The organism is Fortiea sp. LEGE XX443 (assembly GCF_015206815.1).
GTDB lineage: Bacteria > Cyanobacteriota > Cyanobacteriia > Cyanobacteriales > Nostocaceae > Nostoc_B.
Genome location: NZ_JADEXZ010000008.1, coordinates 94663 through 113852 on the forward strand (window position 1 = coordinate 94663; position 19190 = coordinate 113852).

A 19190-nucleotide genomic window follows, 5' to 3' on the forward strand; every position below is an offset into this window, starting at 1 on the left:
GGGGATTTGAGCTTCTTGATTTTTACAAATCAAATAAAATTCCTACATCATGAATGCAAATAAAAATAAAAATATTATTAACCTCTTTCCTTGTATCTGAGCCTAGGCGCTATAATTCTCAGTCATGTTTTTGTAATTTGTAGTTGTTGCCAAGTATTGTTAATTTTTTTAGCAGGTTGTATCTTTTCAGAAATTTCACCATCAATTTATAAATCATTAATCCGATTTATGTATTACAAGAGAGATTGATAGATGAGCCTTTTTTAATATAACTTTCTACTTTTATTCAAAAAATAACTTAACCTTAATTATTAAACTTTATTACTTTTTGAATTTATTTAGACTTTGGTTGAGAGTTTTTCCAATTTCACATTTACAGCAGAATTCAAAAGTAAAACACTTACGAGTCATTCTAGTAATTACAAGGATTTCTTATTTTTATCTGCTGAGAGAGAGTAATGGAAGAGAATTATTTCTGGGGTAATCCGTCTTGAAATACGAGCAATTCACCTGGTTGGATTGTTGTCCACACTTCGTTATCGGTGAGCGGTGTAGTAGCGATAACAGCGACGCGATCGCTTGGCGAAGTCAATTCACGAAAATCTACAGTCATGTCTTGATCAATCAAGTGGGCAGCTGCAAAGGGTGCTTGACGTACAATATAAGTGAGTTTAGTTGAACAGTGGGCAAAAAAGTGTTCGCCATCCGATAATAAGTAGTTAAAAATACCTATTGTTGCTATTTCAGCCGTAATTTGACGCAGTACAACATCAAGTTTTTCTAAGGGAGGTTTACCGTTAGGAAAAGCTTCTCGGAGAGTTTCTAAGATTATGCAGAACGCTTTTTCACTATCGGTATTCCCCACAGGTTCATAAAAACCCATGTTTTTGGGATTAAAATCTGGTAAATTTCCATTATGGGCAAATACCCAATACCTTCCCCACAGTTCCCTTTGAAAAGGATGACAGTTTCTTAGGGCTACTTCACCTTGAGTTGCTTTACGGATATGGGCGATTACATGGGTAGAGTGGATGGGATAGCGCCGTACCAAATCTGCTATTGGAGATGTAACAGAAGGCTTGTCATCTAAAAGTAGCCGACATCCCTTCCCTTCAAAAAACGCAATACCCCAACCATCTCTATGATCATCCGTTTGTCCGCCTCGTGCAGAAAAACCTTCAAAGGAAAAGCAAATATCCGTGGGAACATTGCAGTTCATCCCTAGCAGTTGGCACATAGTTAGTAACTATCAGTTTGAGTATGTTTGATTTTTATATACAGTATTAAAACCCACATTCCGCACCCAGAACTGGCACATCAAGAAAGCAGTAAGTAAATTCGGAAATATGGTAAAAATTATGACAATAAGCGGAAATAGTTAAATAGGTATTAAATAATTCACAAGCAGGGGTAGCACAGAGCGATCGCTCAAATCTCGTTGCGGGGAATCCCTATAACTTCGTTGTTTAAGTGAACTCACACCTAGTTCTACACCTTTGTGTAGAATTTTCAGTCTAGGGTAAGTTTTGGGTGTAGAAGAAAGTGTATTAGTGCAGTGGGTGAACTTTGGCTCAATTGCTTTCCCTACTAAAAATTTAACAAAACCTCAACTCTGAAATTCAGTAATAGTTAAGTGTAGCTCTAGCTGTTCACAACTCCAGTTTAAGGTATATGATTCAAGTAACGATTAAGAAAGCTTGGCTTTGCACAATTTGCTTCTTTTTACTGACTGTTGGTTGCACAAGCATTAACTCCAGTAACAAAGAGGTCACCTCAAACAGCCAAACGAGCGTGCTGAACGGGATCACAACAGCCAACATTGATCGCACAAACGAATTACGTGATCGGATTGAACAAATTTCTTATGCTGCTCAAGGGCGTGTTGGGGTTACAGCCACGGTGCTAGAAACCGGAGAGTCAGTGACTCTGAATGGAAATCAGCAATTTCCAATGCAAAGCGTTTACAAGTTTCCCATTGCGATGGCTGTTCTAGCTCAAGTAGACCAAGGAAAACTAAAGCTAGACCAAAAGATTCGTGTTGAGACAAGCGATGTCGTCCAAGGTAGTCGGATTCTAGACGAGAAATCCCAGGGAATGGAATTCAGTCTGGCTGAACTATTGAAGTACATGGTTTCTGAAAGTGATAATACCGCTTGTGATGTGCTGTTACGACTCGTCGGTGAACCAAAGATTGTTATGGAGTATTTGCGTGGTTTTGGCGTAAATGATATCGTTGTCGCTAACACGGAGAAGGAGCTAGGACAAGACCTAGCAGTGCAGTATCGTAACTATGCAACGCCTGATGCCGCAGTCGTTTTGTTACGCGCATTTCATGAGGGAAAAAGGCTTTCAAAATCTAGTCGAGCCTTATTGCTGCAATTGATGACAGAGACATCTACAGGTCTAAAGCGCATTAAAGGACTATTGCCTGATGGGACGGTTGTGGCTCACAAAACTGGTACTTCGTCTACTGTAAATAAAGTGACGGCTGCAACCAATGATGTTGGACTCGTGATGCTTCCGAATGGGCGGCATTTGGCGATCGCAGTTTTTGTTTTAGATTCTCAGGCAAACGATGCGATACGCGAGGAAGTAATCGCAAAAATAGCGAAGGCAGCATGGGACGAATGGAGCAAATAGACATGAAAGATTATAGCGAACCGTTTCTTTAGTGTTTGAAAATCTCGCTCAATTGGGATCGCAACCATTCATGAGCAGGGTCGCGCTTTCGTTCATGCCACATCATTTGCAATTCTGGTAATGTAACTGTTTGTTAGCACCGTTACTGTCTATGCTATCTGTATTGCTTAGTCAATTGATTAGTACAGGACTCGGTGTCCTCCTGCTCACCTATGTGATTATGCCGCGCCTAACACAATTATTTCGCAAATGGCTATACGGTTCGGATAAGAAAATTCGATAAACTACGTTAAAAAGGTAAGTTTACATCTCGATAAATTTTTTAATCATGAATCTTATCCCTCGTTTGCTAGAGGATCAGGCGATCGCTTATAAAATAAGATAGTTAATAAATTCTTTGCAATCGGCTTAAACGCCAATCGATTTAAGAAATTAATTCAAAATTATTTTTAAGGGGAGCATGGAACTATGGATATGCAAGTCCTGAGAGAGCGTGCTGGACTTAGCCGTGCAGAGGTGGCCTTCAGGCTTGCAATTAGTGAAACCAGTGTGCGTAACTGGGAAGCTGGGCGCACTGAACCAACGATGACACCCAAAAAGTATCTAGAAGCTTTGCGCTTGTTTAAATGTACACCAGAAGAATTGGCAGCCGCAAGTGAAAAGTCTATCAATCAACGGCATAAACGTAAACCTGGAAGACCAAAACGCTTTCCCGATAATCAGGTAGCGCAGGTGACGGATTCACCGGTTTGTAGCTAATTACTTACTCTAATGACGGTAGTTGTTGCGTTATCACGGCTTGACGAACAGGGATATGAATCTCTGTAACAAAATTTTTTGCATCCGATGTGTAGAAAACTAGTAAAGTGGAGTCATTAGGTTGATGAGTTGACCAAATTCTGTCTACTTGGCGGATGATTTCAGTGTAATTTTCTCCTGAAACATGGGAAAGTGCCACAGTTTTTTTATCGTCTGTTGTCAAGCGCTTATCACCATCGCTATCAGCAGTTACTACTTCATACCAAACCCCTTGCACATTTTTGACAACATCTTCAAGAGGGTTTGATTGACCTAGTTTTTCATGACGCAAAAACAAAAAGTTATTATTGAGAACTAACTTCCGAGCCGATTTATCGCTAGTATTAAAAAATAAAAAATTACGAATGCTCGAAGCTTCTTTTTCGTAGTAAGACTGACGATAATTTTGTTGGAAACTAACAGCCGCCATCAGGTAATTCGTACCTTTGAGTGGTTCAAACACCCCTAAATTTGTTTTGACTTGGACATTAGGGGTAGTTTCTGTATTAACTATGTTAGAAACAAGACGTTCTCGAAATAACCCTTGATAGATTCGATAGGCTGTGTAGCCTGATATGATCAAGGTAATTAAACCAGAGGCCAAGATAATTAGTAATCTAGCAGATGTAAGCCAAGTAGGAAATCGAAATCTACTCATTTTTCATTTAGGGTATGTTGTTGCCCAGCGCAGCACTTTATCATAATTTTTGGCTGCATCTCAGTTTTTATAGCCTGCAACGACAGGCTTTGTTCGTATAGCAATACCCTAGAAGGGCATTGAATAGAAAAGTGGGATACTCCCTAGTTTTTTTGTTCAAAGTAATTTTTACTACCTAGTAATTTCTTTTAAGTATATCTTAATGACTGTCTGTAATTACTCTGAATTTCAAAAATGTCAGGATGGAAAATTAAGTAAAATTTACTAGATTTATTCTGTTACATTTTTGATTCTTCATCAACCATACTTGATGCTTTACTTACACAACATAATTTAGCCAGGAAGATTACGGCAAGCTTGATTAATCTAGGAATTTTGTCTAAATTTCATCCGTAATATCCCTGTTTTTTCCAGCATTTTATTGTAATAATATAGTTATTAAGAAAATCTAAAAATATCCAATTGATACCTAATATATAAGGTAAAACTTGCGTGAACTCAAAATAAAAATACAAGAGATATAGAAATATGTTAGATACTGTGAGCAAGGAATTAGCACTTTTTTGGCAGCAAATAGAACAGCGATCGCAGTTCCATGCAGGCTATCCGTACAATTTAAATTGTGATTACACTCATATAGGCAAATTTTTCAATTTTCTGTTAAATAATGCTGGAGACCCTTATGTTGAGCCAGATTTTGGTCTTCATTCTCGCAAATTTGAACAAGAAGTTTTATCTTTCTTTGCTGAACTCTACAAGATTCCAGAAAACGAATTTTGGGGCTATGTGACAGCGGGTGGAACTGAAGGTAATTTATATGGAATTTTATTAGCTAGGGAAATCTATCCAAATGGAATTCTGTACTCATCACAGGATTCTCATTACTCAATTGCAAAAGCAGCCAGACTATTCGGTATTCAACATCAGGTGATTAATTCGCAAGCGAATGGAGAGATGAATTATGAACATTTATCCCAAGTAATTAGACAAAATTCGCAGCAGCCAGTGATTATCAACCTAAATATTGGTACTACAGTCAAAGGTGCAATTGATGACCTAGACAAAGTTTTAGAAATTTTAACCCGTCATCAGATTAAAGATTATTACATTCATTGTGATGCGGCACTTTCAGGGATGATATTACCGTTTCTAGATGGCGCTCCTCAAGTTAACTTTCAAAAACCCATAGATAGTGTGGCCATTTCTGGTAAATTTATTGGTTCTCCTCTACCTTGTGGTGTAGTTTTAACCAAGAAGAAATGGGTAGAAAAAGTTGAAACGATGATTGAATATATTGGCTCAAAAGATACAACTATTCTCGGTTCTAGAAACGGTCACACTCCCCTAATTATTTGGTATGCTCTGCAAACTAGAGGTTATGAAGGATTTGCAAAAGAGGCCAAGACATGTATTCAAAATGCTCAATATTTATTCCAGCAACTTAAATTGAGAGAATATCCATGTATGCTCAATAAATTCTCGAATACTGTTGTATTTCAAAAGCCTTGCCAAAAGTTAATTAAAAAATGGCAGTTAGCAACTCAGGGTAACTGGGCGCATATTATAGTTATGCAAAATATAGATCGGCAAAAAATTGACACTTTTGTGAATGAACTTGTTTTACAAGAGGGATTAATGCCAGAATCAGAGTATCTACATCTACAACCAGCACTAACTTAGTCCAGAATAGCAATTAAACCTGCTTGCTAAACTTTTTAGAGAGTGTATGTAAACTGAATTAAAGGGTTTTTACACCTCTAAAAAGTTTTTGCCACACAACTTACTAGCCAGTAATACTTCTACAGCGGCACATTCCAAAGGTGGGAAAAAGAAATATCCTTGTCCTTGATCACATTGTAATGCTTTGAGTTGGGCTAACTGTTCTACTGTTTCTATGCCTTCTGCGGTCACTGACATATTTAAATTATGAGCTAATGTTACAATCGCGCGGATAATTTCTAAATTCTCTCCCCGACTGCCTATATTACTAATAAAAGAGCGATCAATTTTAATAGTTTTGAGCGGTAAGCGGTGCAAATAACTTAAAGATGAATAACCTGTACCAAAATCATCCATATGCAACTCTACATTTAATGTTGTTAGCTGTGAAAGCATGGTGGTAGCCAATTCAAAATTATCCATCAGCAAGCTTTCAGTAATTTCCAGCTTCAAACTACCTGCATTTAAACCAGTTTCTTGTAAAACTTGTTTAACTTGTTTGACGATATCAGGTTGCATAATTTGTTTGCCAGAAAAATTCACGCTAATTGTCAGGGCTGGCCAAGTAGGAAATTTTTGATGCCAAGTTTGCAATTGGTAGCACGCTTCATAAAGCACCCATTGTCCAATAGAAGTAATCATTCCAGTTTCCTCCGCCAGGGGAATAAAATCTTCTGGAGAAATAATTCCTCTTTCTGGATGATGCCACCTAATCAATGCCTCAAATCCGATAATTTTGCCCGTCATTAGTGAAACAATCGGCTGGTAGTGGAGGCGAAATTCTTCTTGTTGGATGAGTGCATGTCGCATAGCAGTTTCTAGCTGCAATAGCAGAGATGCACCCTCGTGCATTTTGGGATGAAACACTTCATAACGTGCTTTACCAAGGGCTTTAGCAGAGTACATTGCCACATCCGCATCTCGTAGGATATGTGCGGCTTGCTCATAATCAGTTCGACTCAAGGCGATACCCATACTTGCATTGGTAAACACCTTATGTTCATCTAATTGAAAAGGTAAAGCTAGTAAATTTTGAATTCGCTCGGCTACCTGTATGGCATCATCTATACCTTCAATATGATCAAGCAAAATTGTGAACTCGTCACCGCCAAAACGGGCAACAATATCTCCAGAACGAAGAACTGACTGGAGGCGATGAGAAATGGCAATTAAAAGTTGATTTCCTAGCAAATGTCCCAGGCTGTCATTCACTACTTTAAAGCGGTCTAAATCTAAGAAGAGTACAGCAAATAAATCATTTTTTTGTTGTTTGGTGCGTTCTAGAGCCTGTTTTACCCGTTCCATGAATAAGGATTGGTTGGGTAATCCAGTGAGAGCATCATGCAGACTGTTGTGCAGTAATAGTTCTTGTGCGCGTTGTCGTTCAATAATATCTTGTTGCAGTTGTTGATTGACTCTAATGAGTTCAGTGGTGCGTTCTGCTACTAATTGCTCAAGTTGACAACGGTATTGCTTTAATTCTTCTTCTGCCAGTTTACGCTGTGTGATATCTCGTAGGATGACAACATATTGTCGCATCTGGAGATTAGATGGCTGCGAAACAGTAGATTCAACGATATATGAGCCTTGATTAGTTTTCAGGGTTTTTTCACTTCTGACAGACCACTGCTCTGGTTTGCCATAATGATCTACAAAGAATTGATTCAAGTTCTGCCCAACTAACTGCTGAGTACTAATTTGAAATAGTTCTTCAGCAGCCACATTGGTCTGAAGAATTGTACCCTTTTCATCAAGGACTAAAACAGTATCTGGAACGGTATTGAAGGTAGTAATAAATAGATTTTTTGCTTGTTGGCGTGCCTCATCAATAGCAGCAATTTGTGGTAGGGTAGTCCAGCAAGCGATCGCTACCCCGATAAATGAAAGCGTTACTAGTGCCACCGCGAGTAAAGAGTTACGCGATGTGTCATGAATTCCATCCAATAAATCACGTAGAAACCAACTACCAATAGCAGCACTACAGATTAATGAGACTAGAACAATTACCTGGAGGACAAAAAAGTCTGGGTTGTACTTACTAGGCTTTGCTTCGTAATATTTTGTCCACCATTGAGAGTGAAATGGTGCAAATCTAGAGCGCCGTAGGGCAGCATCTCCGATCATCAAGACAAAGGGTAATATTATTCCAGCTAATAACTCTTGCCAATTCCAAGCCAAACCCCCAACTATTAAAACTACCGCTTCTACCAAAAAAAAACCCAATGACAACCAAGGCCACAATACCTCTGGCTTACCCCGATACAACCACAATCCTAAATGCAGTCCCATAATCGATAGTAGATAACATGTACCTGCTACTGTGACAATTCGAGATATATTACCTAAATTCAAACAAAGCAAACTGAGTAAAAAAGTAATAAAGATAGCAGGCCCCAAAATACCTTGGCGGGAAACTACTGTGAATACGGGAGAAAGTTGACCATCTAAGGCAAGTTGGTAGAGAATGCGCGGAGAATTAGTAACTGCCGTGGCACAACTGAGCAAGCATGAAAAAGCAATGAGCAGTGTTACTAAAAAAGGGGCAAATTGACCCCAAAAAGGTTCCGATGCTGCCAATAAATTCAAGAAAGTATCTTCACCTATTTCTGGAGTGGTAGCAGCACACATTAATACCCAAGAACCACCCAGAAATACTGGTGGAATTAGCCAAGCAGCTGTGGTTAAAAACTTCAAAGTTTTATGAGGAGAGCGGCTATCAGCTACAAAAGAAGACGTAGTTTCACAGGCGTAAACGGAATAACTGCCTAGGAAAAACCACTTTGTCCATTCTCCAAAGCTGAGGTTATGTGTGCTAGGTGGGAACAGATTAGTCGTATTTGAAAACGCTAACCAGACTACACCTTGAGTACAAAACAAAAGTACTAATGAAATCGCTGGGATGGCAAAAAACAAGTGCAGCAATGCTAAAGCACGAGTGCGACTAAACGCCACAATAAAAGGAATTGCTGTAAATACGACTTTTAAGAAATTTTCTGGACAAGTAATGCCTAAAGATTGAAAATTAACCTTAACTAAGTCTGTGAGGATAATTGCGTATAATGCTGGTGCCGCTGCCCAGCTAAAATAATATCCCAAAGCGACATAGCGACCCAAACCAGGAAAATCCTTGAGTAGCCGAGCCGTATAATTGGGTGTTCCTCCTGTGACATCCAATAAATGTCTACCTAAACTTTGAATTTGCAAGTTCAAAATACAAGAAACGATCGCACCAAATAACCAAACTAAAATAGCTTTAGATCCTAGTGCTGCGTGAATAACCGGTGCAGTGCCAATCCATCCTACATGACCCGTCAGCCCAAAACCACAGGTTTCTAGATAACTCAATGTGCGTGGCAGGCGCATCACCAAGCGCTGATTTTTATCTGCCTGCACTGAACTATTATTGACCATTGTCTTATAGCTAGATGTACTGACTCTCTTTCACTGAATAACTGATCTCACCTTTTATAGCTTCCGTGTAACTGCTGAACTTGCTTGGAAGTATGAAGTTTAAAGTCTAAAGTCTGAAGTCTGAAATTGTATCCTACCCTGTGGGTTTTGCTTTAGCAGTACAGCCTTTAACCAATTCGTTCTACTTCATCTACTTCTTTGGGAACTCCGGCGGTTAACACTTCATGTCCTGTAGGTGTAACTAACACATCATCTTCGATACGAATGCCAATGCCAATCCAGCGTGGGTCTGTTTCTGGTTGGTCTTCTGCTAGTTTCGTATCTGGTACTATATAAAGTCCTGGTTCTACTGTCAGTACTTGACCGGGTTGTAAAATCTGCGGTTTGTCGTCACCATGTTGGTAAACGCCAACATCATGAACATCCAAACCTAGCCAATGGCTGGTGCGGTGCATATAGTATGGTTTGTATTTTTCTTCTTCAATGATTTTGTCAAGTTCGCCTTTGAGAATACCAAGGTCAACTAAGCCTTCGGTGAGGACGCGCACAGCGGTATCATGAACTGATTTGAAAGAGTTACCCGGTTGCACTTGGGCGATCGCTTGCTTTTGTGCTTCTAGTACAATCTCATATAATATCTTTTGCTCTGGCTTAAACTGACCACCAACGGGAAATGTGCGGGTGATGTCAGAGTTGTAATAACCATAAGCGCAGCCAGCATCAATCAGCAGCAATTCCCCATCCTGCATCTGGCGATGATTTTCAATATAGTGAAGAACGCAAGCATTCGCGCCGGAAGCGACAATGGAAGGATAAGCTGGCCCCATACCCCCCCGCACCCGAAAAATACGCTCTATTTCGGCTTGAATTTCATATTCATAACGTCCAGGTTTAGCGATCGCCATTGCCTGATTATGTGCTTCAATAGCGATCGCTACTGCTTGTCGCATCATTTCTAACTCGAATTCTGTTTTGATCAGCCTCATACTATGGAGAACCGAACAGGTATCTTCAATGGCAATTGGCCCTGTACCTCGTTTTGGGTAAGTCCGCAGGAGACTTTGGTAATGTTCTAAAATTTTTTCATTAAAAGTGCGATCGCGTCCTAAATGATAATAAAGGCGATCGGCTTTTTCTAGATATTGGGGCAACTTCTCATCTAATTCGTTGATGGGGTAAGCTTCATCTGCACCATAAATTTCTTTGGCTGCATCTACTCCACAGCGATAACCAGACCAAACTTCTTTTTCTCGATCTTTGGGTTGGACAAACAAGACAAAGCGATGTTCTGGATGATGCGGTGCTAACACTGCCACTGCTTGGGTTTCATTAAAGCCTGTTAAATAAAAAAAATCACTATCTTGTCGATAAGCATATTCGACATCGTTGTGCATTACTGCCATTGGCGCACTCCGAAAAATCGCAGTGCCATGACCAATTTTCATCATTAATTGCTCTCGACGTTGCCGATATTCTAATTGCATAGCTGTTTACTTTGTGACATTATCGTGCTATTTTACACGTTTTACAACTAGGGGCTATACAGATAAAGCCTCTCAGTAGTTGCTTGTTTAAGTATTTTAACTAATATTTACTACCCATCCAGTTGTGGAGCATTTCAAAATTTAACTGTTACTGAGTTGAGGATTGATTTAAATTACACCTCAAATTAAGATACTGAAATTAAGTATACTTTCTTTTTAACTAGCATTTTGTTAGAGAATTTTTGTATTTCTTGTGCATTTTAATTTTGCACTGATGATAACTAGATAACAAACTTATTTTATATATTTAAAGCATGACATAAATGAAATATCCTGACAAATTGGTTGATTGATTATTCATGACTTGCAAAAAATATGGAAATAATTTATAGAAGATCAATTGTGTATATAAACCTTGATATTTATATTTTAAAAATGTTTGTAAAAAAAAATAGAAAAAACAACAACTGTTATTAAAATACAGAAATGGATGTAATTCTTAGGTTAAAACTTTAATGACAACCCAGTCATAAAAACACACTATGCCTGCAACTCCAAAATCCCCAGCATTAGGAACAAATAACAACCTGTTTTATCAATCTTTGAACAAATCAAATGAATTGGTAAACAACCTGAACACTCAGCAGGGTTTTGGTAATTCTTTTCTAGGACGTAGTAGTTCATCTCAACCATTAGAAACTAATTCCTTATCAACACAGCAAGTTTCAGCACCAACAGTAAGTGCTAATCCCAATCCCAATCCATACTTAAGAAGTGCAGCAATTGCTCCCGATTTCAACGGTGATGGCAAGGTAGATAAACTGTGGGTTAATGCTCAAACCGGTGAGATTGTCATTCGCCTCATGGATGGCGCACAAGTTCTCTCACAAGGTTCTATGGGTACATTTGACATCAATTCTTGGACTTACAGAATTGCCGATTTTAATAATGATGGCAAAACTGACTTTTTGTTGCGGAATAGTAAGACAGGGGAGAATAGAATTGCTCTCATGGATGGTACAAGGGTTGCTAGTACAGCAGCTTTAGAAAAAGTTGATGCTAACTGGAATCCTTTAATTGGTGATTTCAATGGCGATCGCAGAACTGATATCTTCTGGAATAATGCCGCAACTGGTCAAAATGCCATCTGGTTGATGGATGGTACAAGAGTTACAAGTGCGAATGTTCTAGAAACCACAGCAGTAGGCTTGACACCGACTATTGTTGATTTTGACGGCAATGGTAAGAGTGATATCTTCTGGCGCAATCCTACAACTGGTGCCAATAATGCTTGGTTTATGGATGGCACAAGAGCTAGTAAATTTACTCTACAATCTCAAGCTGCATCTTGGACTCCTATCCTTGGTGATTTCAACGGCGACTTAAGAACTGATATTCTCTGGAGAAATACTTCCACAGGTCAAAACAAAATTTGGACTATGAACGGTATCGTAGTCACTGAAGGCGCTGCTAAGACACTTGATTCATCTTGGCAAGCTAACATTGGTGATTTTGACGGTGATGGCAGAACAGATATCTTCTGGCACAATCAGAGGACTGGTGAGAATACAGCTTGGTTGATGAATGGCACAGCAGTTAAATCTGAAGCATTTCTCCCCAGTAATAGCGCATCCTTGACACCATCCTTTGGTGATTTCAATGGCGATGGCAAAACTGATGTGTACTGGCGCGATCAAGCAGCAGGCGCAGACAAAATTTGGACATTGAATGGTACACAAGCAACAGAGACTGCTGTAGCTAGTAAAGACAGACTTGGTGCTGCTTGGTATACAGGCTAAAACTTGGTTGTATAGGCCGCTTTTTGAAGGTAGAAGGCAATAGTTATTTACACCATTTCATCAAACCTTCTTTCATGGCAGTATGCTCACAATACCTAAATCATACTGCTTATTTAAGGGTAGACGCGTACTCCTACGCGTAACTTGTCAAAGACATCGTTGTTATGAATGAGTGAATTACTTAAATAAGTCCCCAAACAGGCAAATTGCTTTCTTAATTTGCCTGTTTTTTTGCAAAACACACCAAAATAACTACGCGATCTACTGAAATGAGAAAGCATTTAAGCTAAATGAGAAAGTAATCAGGCTGTTTAAAAAGACATTTAAGCTAAATGAGAAAGCAATCAGGCTGTTTAAGAAAGCATTTAAGCTAAATGAGAAAGCAATCAGGCTGTTTAAAAAGACATTTAAACTAAACGAGAAAGCATTTAGGCTTTTTGCTTACTCAATTTGACTTTATTTATTTTGTCGATGAAGTAATTAGTTATGGCGATCGCCATTGCAAACTGCGAACTGCAAATTTTTCTTTAATCTAAATTTTTGGGTGAAAATACAAAAACCCGGTTTTTTGAAAAACCGGGTTGCTGAGTCTTAGTAAATATACTTTACAGCCAATCTCGATAAGCCGCAATTTCATTCACACTAATTTCTAACGGCGCACCTTTACCAAAAGGGGGATAAACTCTAATTCTGGCGTTGTTTGTAAATCTCTCCAGTCTATTACCCAACTGGGCAATATTGCTGACTATATGCCAGTAAGATACGATGTCAGGGCAATCAATTACTAACATCACTTTAGTGTTTTTCTGGGTGAGATACCACTGACAATTAGTGAGTAGTACTTGGGTAATGCGATCGCAACTTTGATAAAAGCATCTCCCAATCGATTGCTCTAGCTCTAAGTGCAGCATTCCATCCTCTCTTGTTACCTCGGTTGGAGGTAAATCATCGGGTGGAAGCTGGTTTAATTTAGACATGATTGCGTACCTCTTGGTTGTAGCGCTGCAAACTTTCGATGTTTTTTTGCAAGTCAAACGATGTCGGTTTGAGCGCTAATGTCCCTAGATTCAACTCGTCTTGAAATTTTTTGATTTTGTCTCGACAAGTGATAGAATCACCAACGATTGAATTTTCAATCAAATAGTCTTCGTCAAAACAAATGTTTGTTCGATCAAATGCTTTATGACCATTGTGGGAACCATTCTGCATTACTAGCGCCGAATTTGCTGTCATTTTTTGGCTAAATTGGCGGATAAAAGGCATTGCTTCATTGACAGCTGCTTCGTTGGTTTGTCCAACAAAAAAGAACCGCGCTAACACAAAATTGTCTGCACCACTGGGATTAATATCTCGATATTGGCTGACTGTCTTTTTCAATCTTTCTAGCGCGAAGGGTGGCCCTCCCATCAAGCTGAAGGAATTTTTAGCCGCAAATTCTATGCTTGTGTCATCACCGCTGGCTATGTACACCGGAATCTGCTGTTGCAAAGGTTTGGGGTGAACAGTCAGGCGATCGCATTGATAATGTTGTCCGTCAAATGAAACATCATTTTCATATAACAGCTTTTGAATCAATGCGATCGCTTCTAGCATTTTGGCACGAGATTCTGCCATTGATATGGCAAAATGCTTATTTTGCTGGGGGAAAGGCCCGCCTTTGGCAACTCCAAATAATAATCTGCCATTGCACAAATTATCCAAGGTAGCGATATCCTCTGCTACCCGAATCGGGTTGTGGAATGGTAGTAAAACCGCAGCTGTACCTAATCGAATTTTTGAGGTAACACCTGCTAAATGTGCCATCAATACCAGCATAGAAGAACTGAGATTGACTTCACTAAAATGATGCTCACTCAACCAAGCTTCTTCAAAGTTTAAGCTTTCCGCCTGTCTCACCAGGGCGACTTGCTCAAAAATGGCACGGCGGGCATTTTGGTGATGATTTTCGTAATTGCAGAAAAGTCCGGTTTTCATTGTTTATTATTCTTAGGTTGCCACCATTTGCAACTCCAACCACAAGCGTGGATCTGTATCTTTGAGCTTCGATTTGGGATCGCGGATTAAGCGTTTAGCGTTCATACAAACTACTTGGACTAATCCCATGTTCTCTGCTATATCTCTGAGTATTTTTTGGTGATCTTTGACATAGGGCAGCATTTCCTCAGAGCAATAAATCCCTATGTATTGTAAACGTCTAGCTGGTCTTCCCCAAAAACAGGTGATGACTTTCACATGACACCCGTCTAGTAGTTCACCAACTTTAGGATAATACTCGCTGACAATTCTAATGAATTCTTTAGCGATGATATCTTCAGTAATCATTTTAACTGATATTTCTGTAGCGTTCATCACGCTATTTAATATAACATAAATTTGTCAAATAAGCATGATAAAAAATGTGATTTATATAGCAATTTAAGCTTTAAAAATATATAAAAAATGAGGTGTAGTTTTATTTGCCTACACCTCAATGTATTAGATTAATAATCACCCGTAAAACAATTTTGTATTTTAGATAACTACACAGATAAATCTGGAGGCTTAAATTAGGATAATTTCATCGAGATTTGCGCTCTGCCACTAACACTTCAGCCAGCATTTCAGGTAAATCAGAAACATCAGAAAATCCTTCTTTACCACTAATAGGAGAAGCGAATGTATAGTTTGGGTCGCATTCTCCTGTATCATAAACTTGAATAAACCATCTATCAGGAAAGCCTTCTATACCCAACTCTACTATGTACCAACTCTCGCCAATTAAACGAGATTTCATAATAGTAAACCACTCTCTATATTCTTCACGGATATTCCAGTCTGCTAAAAGAAATTCTAATGCTATGTGTCCAGCATCAGTTGCCGTAAGTAGCATGACTACTCCTTATTTATAACTTCAGATTTTGCCGCTTCTGAATTTGTAAAATCAGGATATAACCCTAATTGTTTTGCTAACTCTCGTGCTACATGAAACAAAAAGTGAGCGCCATCTTGATTACCTTCGTGAGCAAATATTGTGGCAACTTTGACCATTGCTTCTACGAAGTTAGCATCAATTAATTCTGAATGTGCTTCTAAAATTTCTGGCTCTTGGCCATTAGGACATTGGAGCAATTTATCGATTAAATCAAAATATTGGGCTTGCCGTTCTTCAGTCATAGTATTTTGTAATGTTGAAGCGTGAATTGATTACTGCTCGATACTTTGCTGCCAAAGCTTTTCTAGCATTTCTACTTGTTCTTGAAATACAGCAGCACGATGAACTAAATACCTGTCGTATACAAGAATTCCTAACCCGATACCAACTGGGGTTAGCAAGATAAACCATTGCAGGATAATGGCAAGTTTATATGCAAAATCAGTCATTAGCGCTTTGTTCACGACTGGGCGATCGCAATTATTAGCACCAGCCGTCACCGAGGGATATAAGGCTTGATTTGCTTTGCTAATCTTATTAAGTTCACAGTTTAAATTCTGTGTCTTAACTAACTCTATATGTTTTTGCCAAACTACTTTCAGGACTACTATCCCTGGGGAAATCACTATTAGTGTTACTAGACAAACTGTGAGAACATTTAGAAGTTTGACTTTCATTTTTGCTCTCCTTTGCTAGGTAGAATACACCTAGAAGGTGAATGTATTTACTAGTTATCTTTTCTAATTATCAACAGTTTTGATGTTAAACAGAATCTGCAAAAGGTAATTTGGTTATGAGCTATTGTCAGTTAAAATACATTAACTACTGGCTGATAAACAATTACTTAATTTTCCACAAATTCTATATTTATACCTGCGGAACTAACGCACTCTCACCTCAAAAAGTCGTTTTATGTCTTTGGCGACAATGTGAGGGTTAAGAAGTCCCCCCTAGTTCGCTGGCAAAGCCTTAGAATTTCGGGGGGTAGAGGGGAATCTCTGCGTAAATCCTATATTGTTTATATCAGCCGACTTCTCAACAGCTATCTAGTTGGTGCGGGTTAAGTTTATTAAATTTATTAAAGTTGTACTCAAAAGCTAAATCAATTGCTGCAAAAGCTATCCAAAAATTACTTGGGGTATGGGGACTAGTATTTTTGGGTAAAGGTACTAGTATTGCTCAGGTGGGGGTTTAGTATTTTTGCACTCAGTCTCAAAGCTATACAAGCTCTAGTTAAAAACGTTTTTTATTGATGATTTTTCTTATAAAAAAATGTACTCAAAGCCAATAATTATTTATTGAAGTAACTGAAAATAGGCAGAAAGTCAACTAAAAAATGACAGAATATGGCTGCTGTATTTAATTTACATTTTAGACCTTTATATAAGGAAAACCAGATATTTTATTAAACTGTAAAATAGAATGTTGATTTAGATGTTGGTGTAAGAGAAAATATGAGTTAAGTTTTTATAATGCTGTTCTCTTAGACCACAATTAGGATGATTAAGTTTCAACAAAAAAGCAAAAATTTAGTTATTAACAATACTTAAATTACGTTATTTTCAATCAATGGTAGTAGTTAATACGAATTTAGGAGTAAATTAAGCAAAATTATTTCCTGGGGCTACATATTTATGCTTTAGTGAATATGACCGACTAACTACGAGTTATAAGTACAGAAGGGTGAGTCAGTGCGATCGCTGTGATAAGCTAATCGTCATTTAAATTGCACCATTTTTATGGTAATCAAAGCTGCAAACCCTCTCCCTTGCTCCCTGCCCCCCTGCGGCCTCAATGTGCCCTAGCCTTGGCGATTAGAAATCGCGGCTATACAAACGAAGTCCCTGACGCTCGTTCCTCGCTACCGCTTCGCTAACGGGTTTGCCAGTCGCTTGCGGTTTGCGTTAGCGTCTCGTAAAAGAGGGAAACCCTTCCGCAGCGCTGGTCTCACCCCCTGCGCGGACTCATGGAAAATCAAGGCTTTTAATCCGCGTAGGCGGGTTTGGACTGCATAGCAGTGACTTGCAGTCGCCTGGTGCAAGACAAGAGTTAGGAGATTTTGAGAGAGTAAATACTAGCAACAATAATACTTTTACCTCTTGCCCATTCAATTTTAGATTTGTCATCAACCAATCCAAAATCCAAAATCCAAAATCTAAAATTCTTCTGCCCCCTGCCATAAAACTCTCCCGCCAAGATACAATTCAATCTGGGAAAAGCTGTTAAAGTCCATAAATTATTGATTTTGAAACCACCATATGAGCATTCACGAAGTATTCATGCCGGCGCTTAGTTCCACCATGACTGAAGGTAAGATAGTTTCCTGGGTAAAATCGCCGGGGGATAAAGTGGAAAAAGGTGAAACAGTGGTGGTTGTCGAGTCAGATAAGGCAGATATGGATGTAGAAACCTTCTATGAAGGATATCTAGCCCACATCATTGTACAAGCAGGTGAGAGTGCCAACGTAGGTAGTGCGATCGCTTACGTAGTTGAAACCGAAGCTGAAATCGAAGCTGCGAAATCTCTCGCTAACGCAGGTCAAACTACTGCTAAAACCCCTGCTCCCGAAAAAGTACCAGCTACAGCCTCCATCGGCGCACCTACTCACAACGGTAACGGCTCGAACCACAAAGAAGGTAGACTCGTCGCATCTCCCCGCGCTCGCAAATTAGCAAAAGAATTAAAAGTTGATTTAACTACTCTCAAAGGTAGTGGCCCTTACGGTCGCATTGTGGCTGAAGATGTGGAAGCTGTAATCAACAAGGGTAAACCAGCGGCTCCATCAACCCCTGCACCAACCATTACACCAGTTCAGCCACCTGCACCTGTGATAGCAGCACCTACACCAGTCCCCGGCGCCAGCAGTGCAGTTCCCGGTCAAGTAGTACCTCTGACTACCTTGCAAAATGCTGTAGTGCGGACTATGGTTGCTACTGTATCCGTGCCTGTTTTCCGTGTAGGCTACACGATAACCACCGATGGTTTAGACAAACTTTACAAACAAATTAAATCCAAAGGTGTGACTATGACAGCGCTATTGGCGAAAGCCGTAGCAGTGACATTGCAAAAGCACCCATTACTAAACGCCAGTTACTCAGAGCAAGGCATTGTCTATCACTCTGATATCAATATTTCTGTAGCTGTGGCAATGGATGACGGAGGATTAATTACACCAGTATTGCGGAATGCAGACATGGTAGATATTTATTCTCTCTCACGCACTTGGAAATCTTTAGTAGACCGCGCTCGTGCCAAACAACTACAACCTGAAGAATATAATAGCGGTACTTTTACCCTGTCTAACTTGGGAATGTTTGGTGTAGATACCTTTGATGCCATTTTACCACCTGGACAAGGTTCAATTTTGGCGATCGGTGCTGCTCGTCTGCAAGTTGTCGGTACACCTGATGGCTTATTTGGAGTACGCCAGCAAATGCAGGTAAATATCACCTGTGACCACCGAATTATTTACGGCGCTCACGCCGCGGCTTTCTTGCAAGACTTGGCGAAGTTGATTGAGACAAATGCTCAATCTTTAACCCTCTAAATTTAAATTACTGAAATAAGAAAAGTTAAATCAGAGACTTGGAATACTTGAAATTCCTGGTCTTTGTTTTTATGGAAATACTCAAGTATTAATACTGAACTTATCGTATTATGCAGAACTATATTATTAAAACTAACTACAAAAAATTTCACTTATACCAATTCACGAAAATCTTGATACAAATTAATGGTTTTTAATTCTTTCCCCCTGCTCCCTACCCCC

The 19190-nt window shown here is 39.2% G+C and carries 15 protein-coding genes; 5 read left to right on the plus strand and 10 right to left on the minus strand.

Annotation, left to right across the window (positions count from 1 at the left end):
• Positions 1 to 469: 469 nt before the first annotated feature.
• Positions 470 to 1237, minus strand: coding sequence for a class II glutamine amidotransferase (locus tag IQ259_RS05765; protein ID WP_193882237.1), 768 nt, complete (start codon positions 1235 to 1237; stop codon positions 470 to 472).
• Between the two features lie 554 nt (positions 1238 to 1791).
• Between IQ259_RS05765 and bla the strand changes: the two genes are divergently transcribed.
• Entirely contained in the window at positions 1792 to 2640 is an 849-nt protein-coding gene (bla, locus tag IQ259_RS05770; protein WP_339383983.1) for a class A beta-lactamase, subclass A2, read from the plus strand.
• Positions 2641 to 3108: 468 nt separating this feature from the next.
• The gene (locus IQ259_RS05775; protein WP_193882242.1) at positions 3109 to 3399 is read left to right on the plus strand and encodes a DNA-binding transcriptional regulator; all 291 of its coding nucleotides are present in this window, start codon (positions 3109 to 3111) and stop codon (positions 3397 to 3399) included.
• A gap of 4 nt (positions 3400 to 3403) precedes the next feature.
• Here the strand turns inward: IQ259_RS05775 and IQ259_RS05780 are convergent, their stop codons facing one another.
• Positions 3404 to 4096, minus strand: coding sequence for a hypothetical protein (locus IQ259_RS05780; RefSeq protein WP_193882245.1), 693 nt, complete (start codon positions 4094 to 4096; stop codon positions 3404 to 3406).
• Positions 4097 to 4624: 528 nt separating this feature from the next.
• On the opposite strand from IQ259_RS05780, the gene IQ259_RS05785 reads away from it, so the two are divergent.
• A complete protein-coding gene (locus tag IQ259_RS05785) occupies positions 4625 to 5776 on the plus strand; it encodes a histidine decarboxylase (protein ID WP_193882248.1) in 1152 nt (383 codons plus the stop codon).
• Positions 5777 to 5845: 69 nt separating this feature from the next.
• Here the strand turns inward: IQ259_RS05785 and IQ259_RS05790 are convergent, their stop codons facing one another.
• Positions 5846 to 9226 (minus strand): amino acid permease, encoded by a 3381-nt coding sequence (locus IQ259_RS05790; RefSeq protein ID WP_193882251.1) that lies wholly within the window; start codon positions 9224 to 9226, stop codon positions 5846 to 5848.
• Positions 9227 to 9393: 167 nt separating this feature from the next.
• Positions 9394 to 10710: an aminopeptidase P N-terminal domain-containing protein gene (locus IQ259_RS05795; protein ID WP_193882254.1), complete on the minus strand. Its 1317-nt coding sequence runs from the start codon at positions 10708 to 10710 to the stop codon at positions 9394 to 9396.
• Positions 10711 to 11252: 542 nt separating this feature from the next.
• Between IQ259_RS05795 and IQ259_RS05800 the strand changes: the two genes are divergently transcribed.
• Entirely contained in the window at positions 11253 to 12509 is a 1257-nt protein-coding gene (locus tag IQ259_RS05800) for a VCBS repeat-containing protein (protein ID WP_193882257.1), read from the plus strand.
• A gap of 605 nt (positions 12510 to 13114) precedes the next feature.
• On the opposite strand, the gene IQ259_RS05805 is transcribed toward IQ259_RS05800, so the two are convergent.
• The 6 genes from IQ259_RS05805 to IQ259_RS05830 all read right to left on the minus strand — a co-directional run bounded on the left by IQ259_RS05805 (position 13115) and on the right by IQ259_RS05830 (position 16097).
• Positions 13115 to 13486, minus strand: coding sequence for a hypothetical protein (locus IQ259_RS05805; RefSeq protein WP_193882260.1), 372 nt, complete (start codon positions 13484 to 13486; stop codon positions 13115 to 13117).
• Positions 13479 to 14483, minus strand: coding sequence for an LLM class flavin-dependent oxidoreductase (locus IQ259_RS05810; protein WP_193882262.1), 1005 nt, complete (start codon positions 14481 to 14483; stop codon positions 13479 to 13481). Before IQ259_RS05810 ends, IQ259_RS05805 begins: the two co-directional genes overlap by 8 nt.
• Positions 14484 to 14495: 12 nt before the next feature.
• Positions 14496 to 14831 carry a hypothetical protein gene (locus IQ259_RS05815; protein ID WP_228014380.1) on the minus strand — a complete coding sequence of 112 codons (336 nt, stop codon included), beginning with the start codon at positions 14829 to 14831 and terminating at the stop codon, positions 14496 to 14498.
• A gap of 235 nt (positions 14832 to 15066) precedes the next feature.
• On the minus strand, positions 15067 to 15378 hold the full coding sequence (locus tag IQ259_RS05820; RefSeq protein WP_193882269.1) for a hypothetical protein: 312 nt from the start codon (positions 15376 to 15378) through the stop codon (positions 15067 to 15069).
• Between the two features lie 2 nt (positions 15379 to 15380).
• On the minus strand, positions 15381 to 15662 hold the full coding sequence (locus IQ259_RS05825) for a hypothetical protein (protein ID WP_193882272.1): 282 nt from the start codon (positions 15660 to 15662) through the stop codon (positions 15381 to 15383).
• Positions 15663 to 15692: 30 nt separating this feature from the next.
• A complete protein-coding gene (locus IQ259_RS05830) occupies positions 15693 to 16097 on the minus strand; it encodes a hypothetical protein (protein ID WP_193882275.1) in 405 nt (134 codons plus the stop codon).
• 1581 nt (positions 16098 to 17678) lie between these two features.
• Here IQ259_RS05830 and IQ259_RS05835 point away from each other — a divergent pair.
• A complete protein-coding gene (locus IQ259_RS05835; protein ID WP_193882278.1) occupies positions 17679 to 18968 on the plus strand; it encodes a dihydrolipoamide acetyltransferase family protein in 1290 nt (429 codons plus the stop codon).
• Positions 18969 to 19190: the final 222 nt, after the last annotated feature.

Coding starts and splice junctions, on each gene's coding strand:
- IQ259_RS05765 (WP_193882237.1), bottom strand. CDS start 1,237: ATGTGCCAACTGCTAGGGATGAACTGCAATGTTCCCACGGATATTTGC.
- IQ259_RS05775 (WP_193882242.1), top strand. CDS start 3,109: ATGGATATGCAAGTCCTGAGAGAGCGTGCTGGACTTAGCCGTGCAGAG.
- IQ259_RS05780 (WP_193882245.1), bottom strand. CDS start 4,096: ATGAGTAGATTTCGATTTCCTACTTGGCTTACATCTGCTAGATTACTA.
- IQ259_RS05785 (WP_193882248.1), top strand. CDS start 4,625: ATGTTAGATACTGTGAGCAAGGAATTAGCACTTTTTTGGCAGCAAATA.
- IQ259_RS05790 (WP_193882251.1), bottom strand. CDS start 9,226: ATGGTCAATAATAGTTCAGTGCAGGCAGATAAAAATCAGCGCTTGGTG.
- IQ259_RS05795 (WP_193882254.1), bottom strand. CDS start 10,710: ATGCAATTAGAATATCGGCAACGTCGAGAGCAATTAATGATGAAAATT.
- IQ259_RS05800 (WP_193882257.1), top strand. CDS start 11,253: ATGCCTGCAACTCCAAAATCCCCAGCATTAGGAACAAATAACAACCTG.
- IQ259_RS05805 (WP_193882260.1), bottom strand. CDS start 13,486: ATGTCTAAATTAAACCAGCTTCCACCCGATGATTTACCTCCAACCGAG.
- IQ259_RS05810 (WP_193882262.1), bottom strand. CDS start 14,483: ATGAAAACCGGACTTTTCTGCAATTACGAAAATCATCACCAAAATGCC.
- IQ259_RS05815 (WP_228014380.1), bottom strand. CDS start 14,831: ATGATTACTGAAGATATCATCGCTAAAGAATTCATTAGAATTGTCAGC.
- IQ259_RS05820 (WP_193882269.1), bottom strand. CDS start 15,378: ATGCTACTTACGGCAACTGATGCTGGACACATAGCATTAGAATTTCTT.
- IQ259_RS05825 (WP_193882272.1), bottom strand. CDS start 15,662: ATGACTGAAGAACGGCAAGCCCAATATTTTGATTTAATCGATAAATTG.
- IQ259_RS05830 (WP_193882275.1), bottom strand. CDS start 16,097: ATGAAAGTCAAACTTCTAAATGTTCTCACAGTTTGTCTAGTAACACTA.
- IQ259_RS05835 (WP_193882278.1), top strand. CDS start 17,679: ATGAGCATTCACGAAGTATTCATGCCGGCGCTTAGTTCCACCATGACT.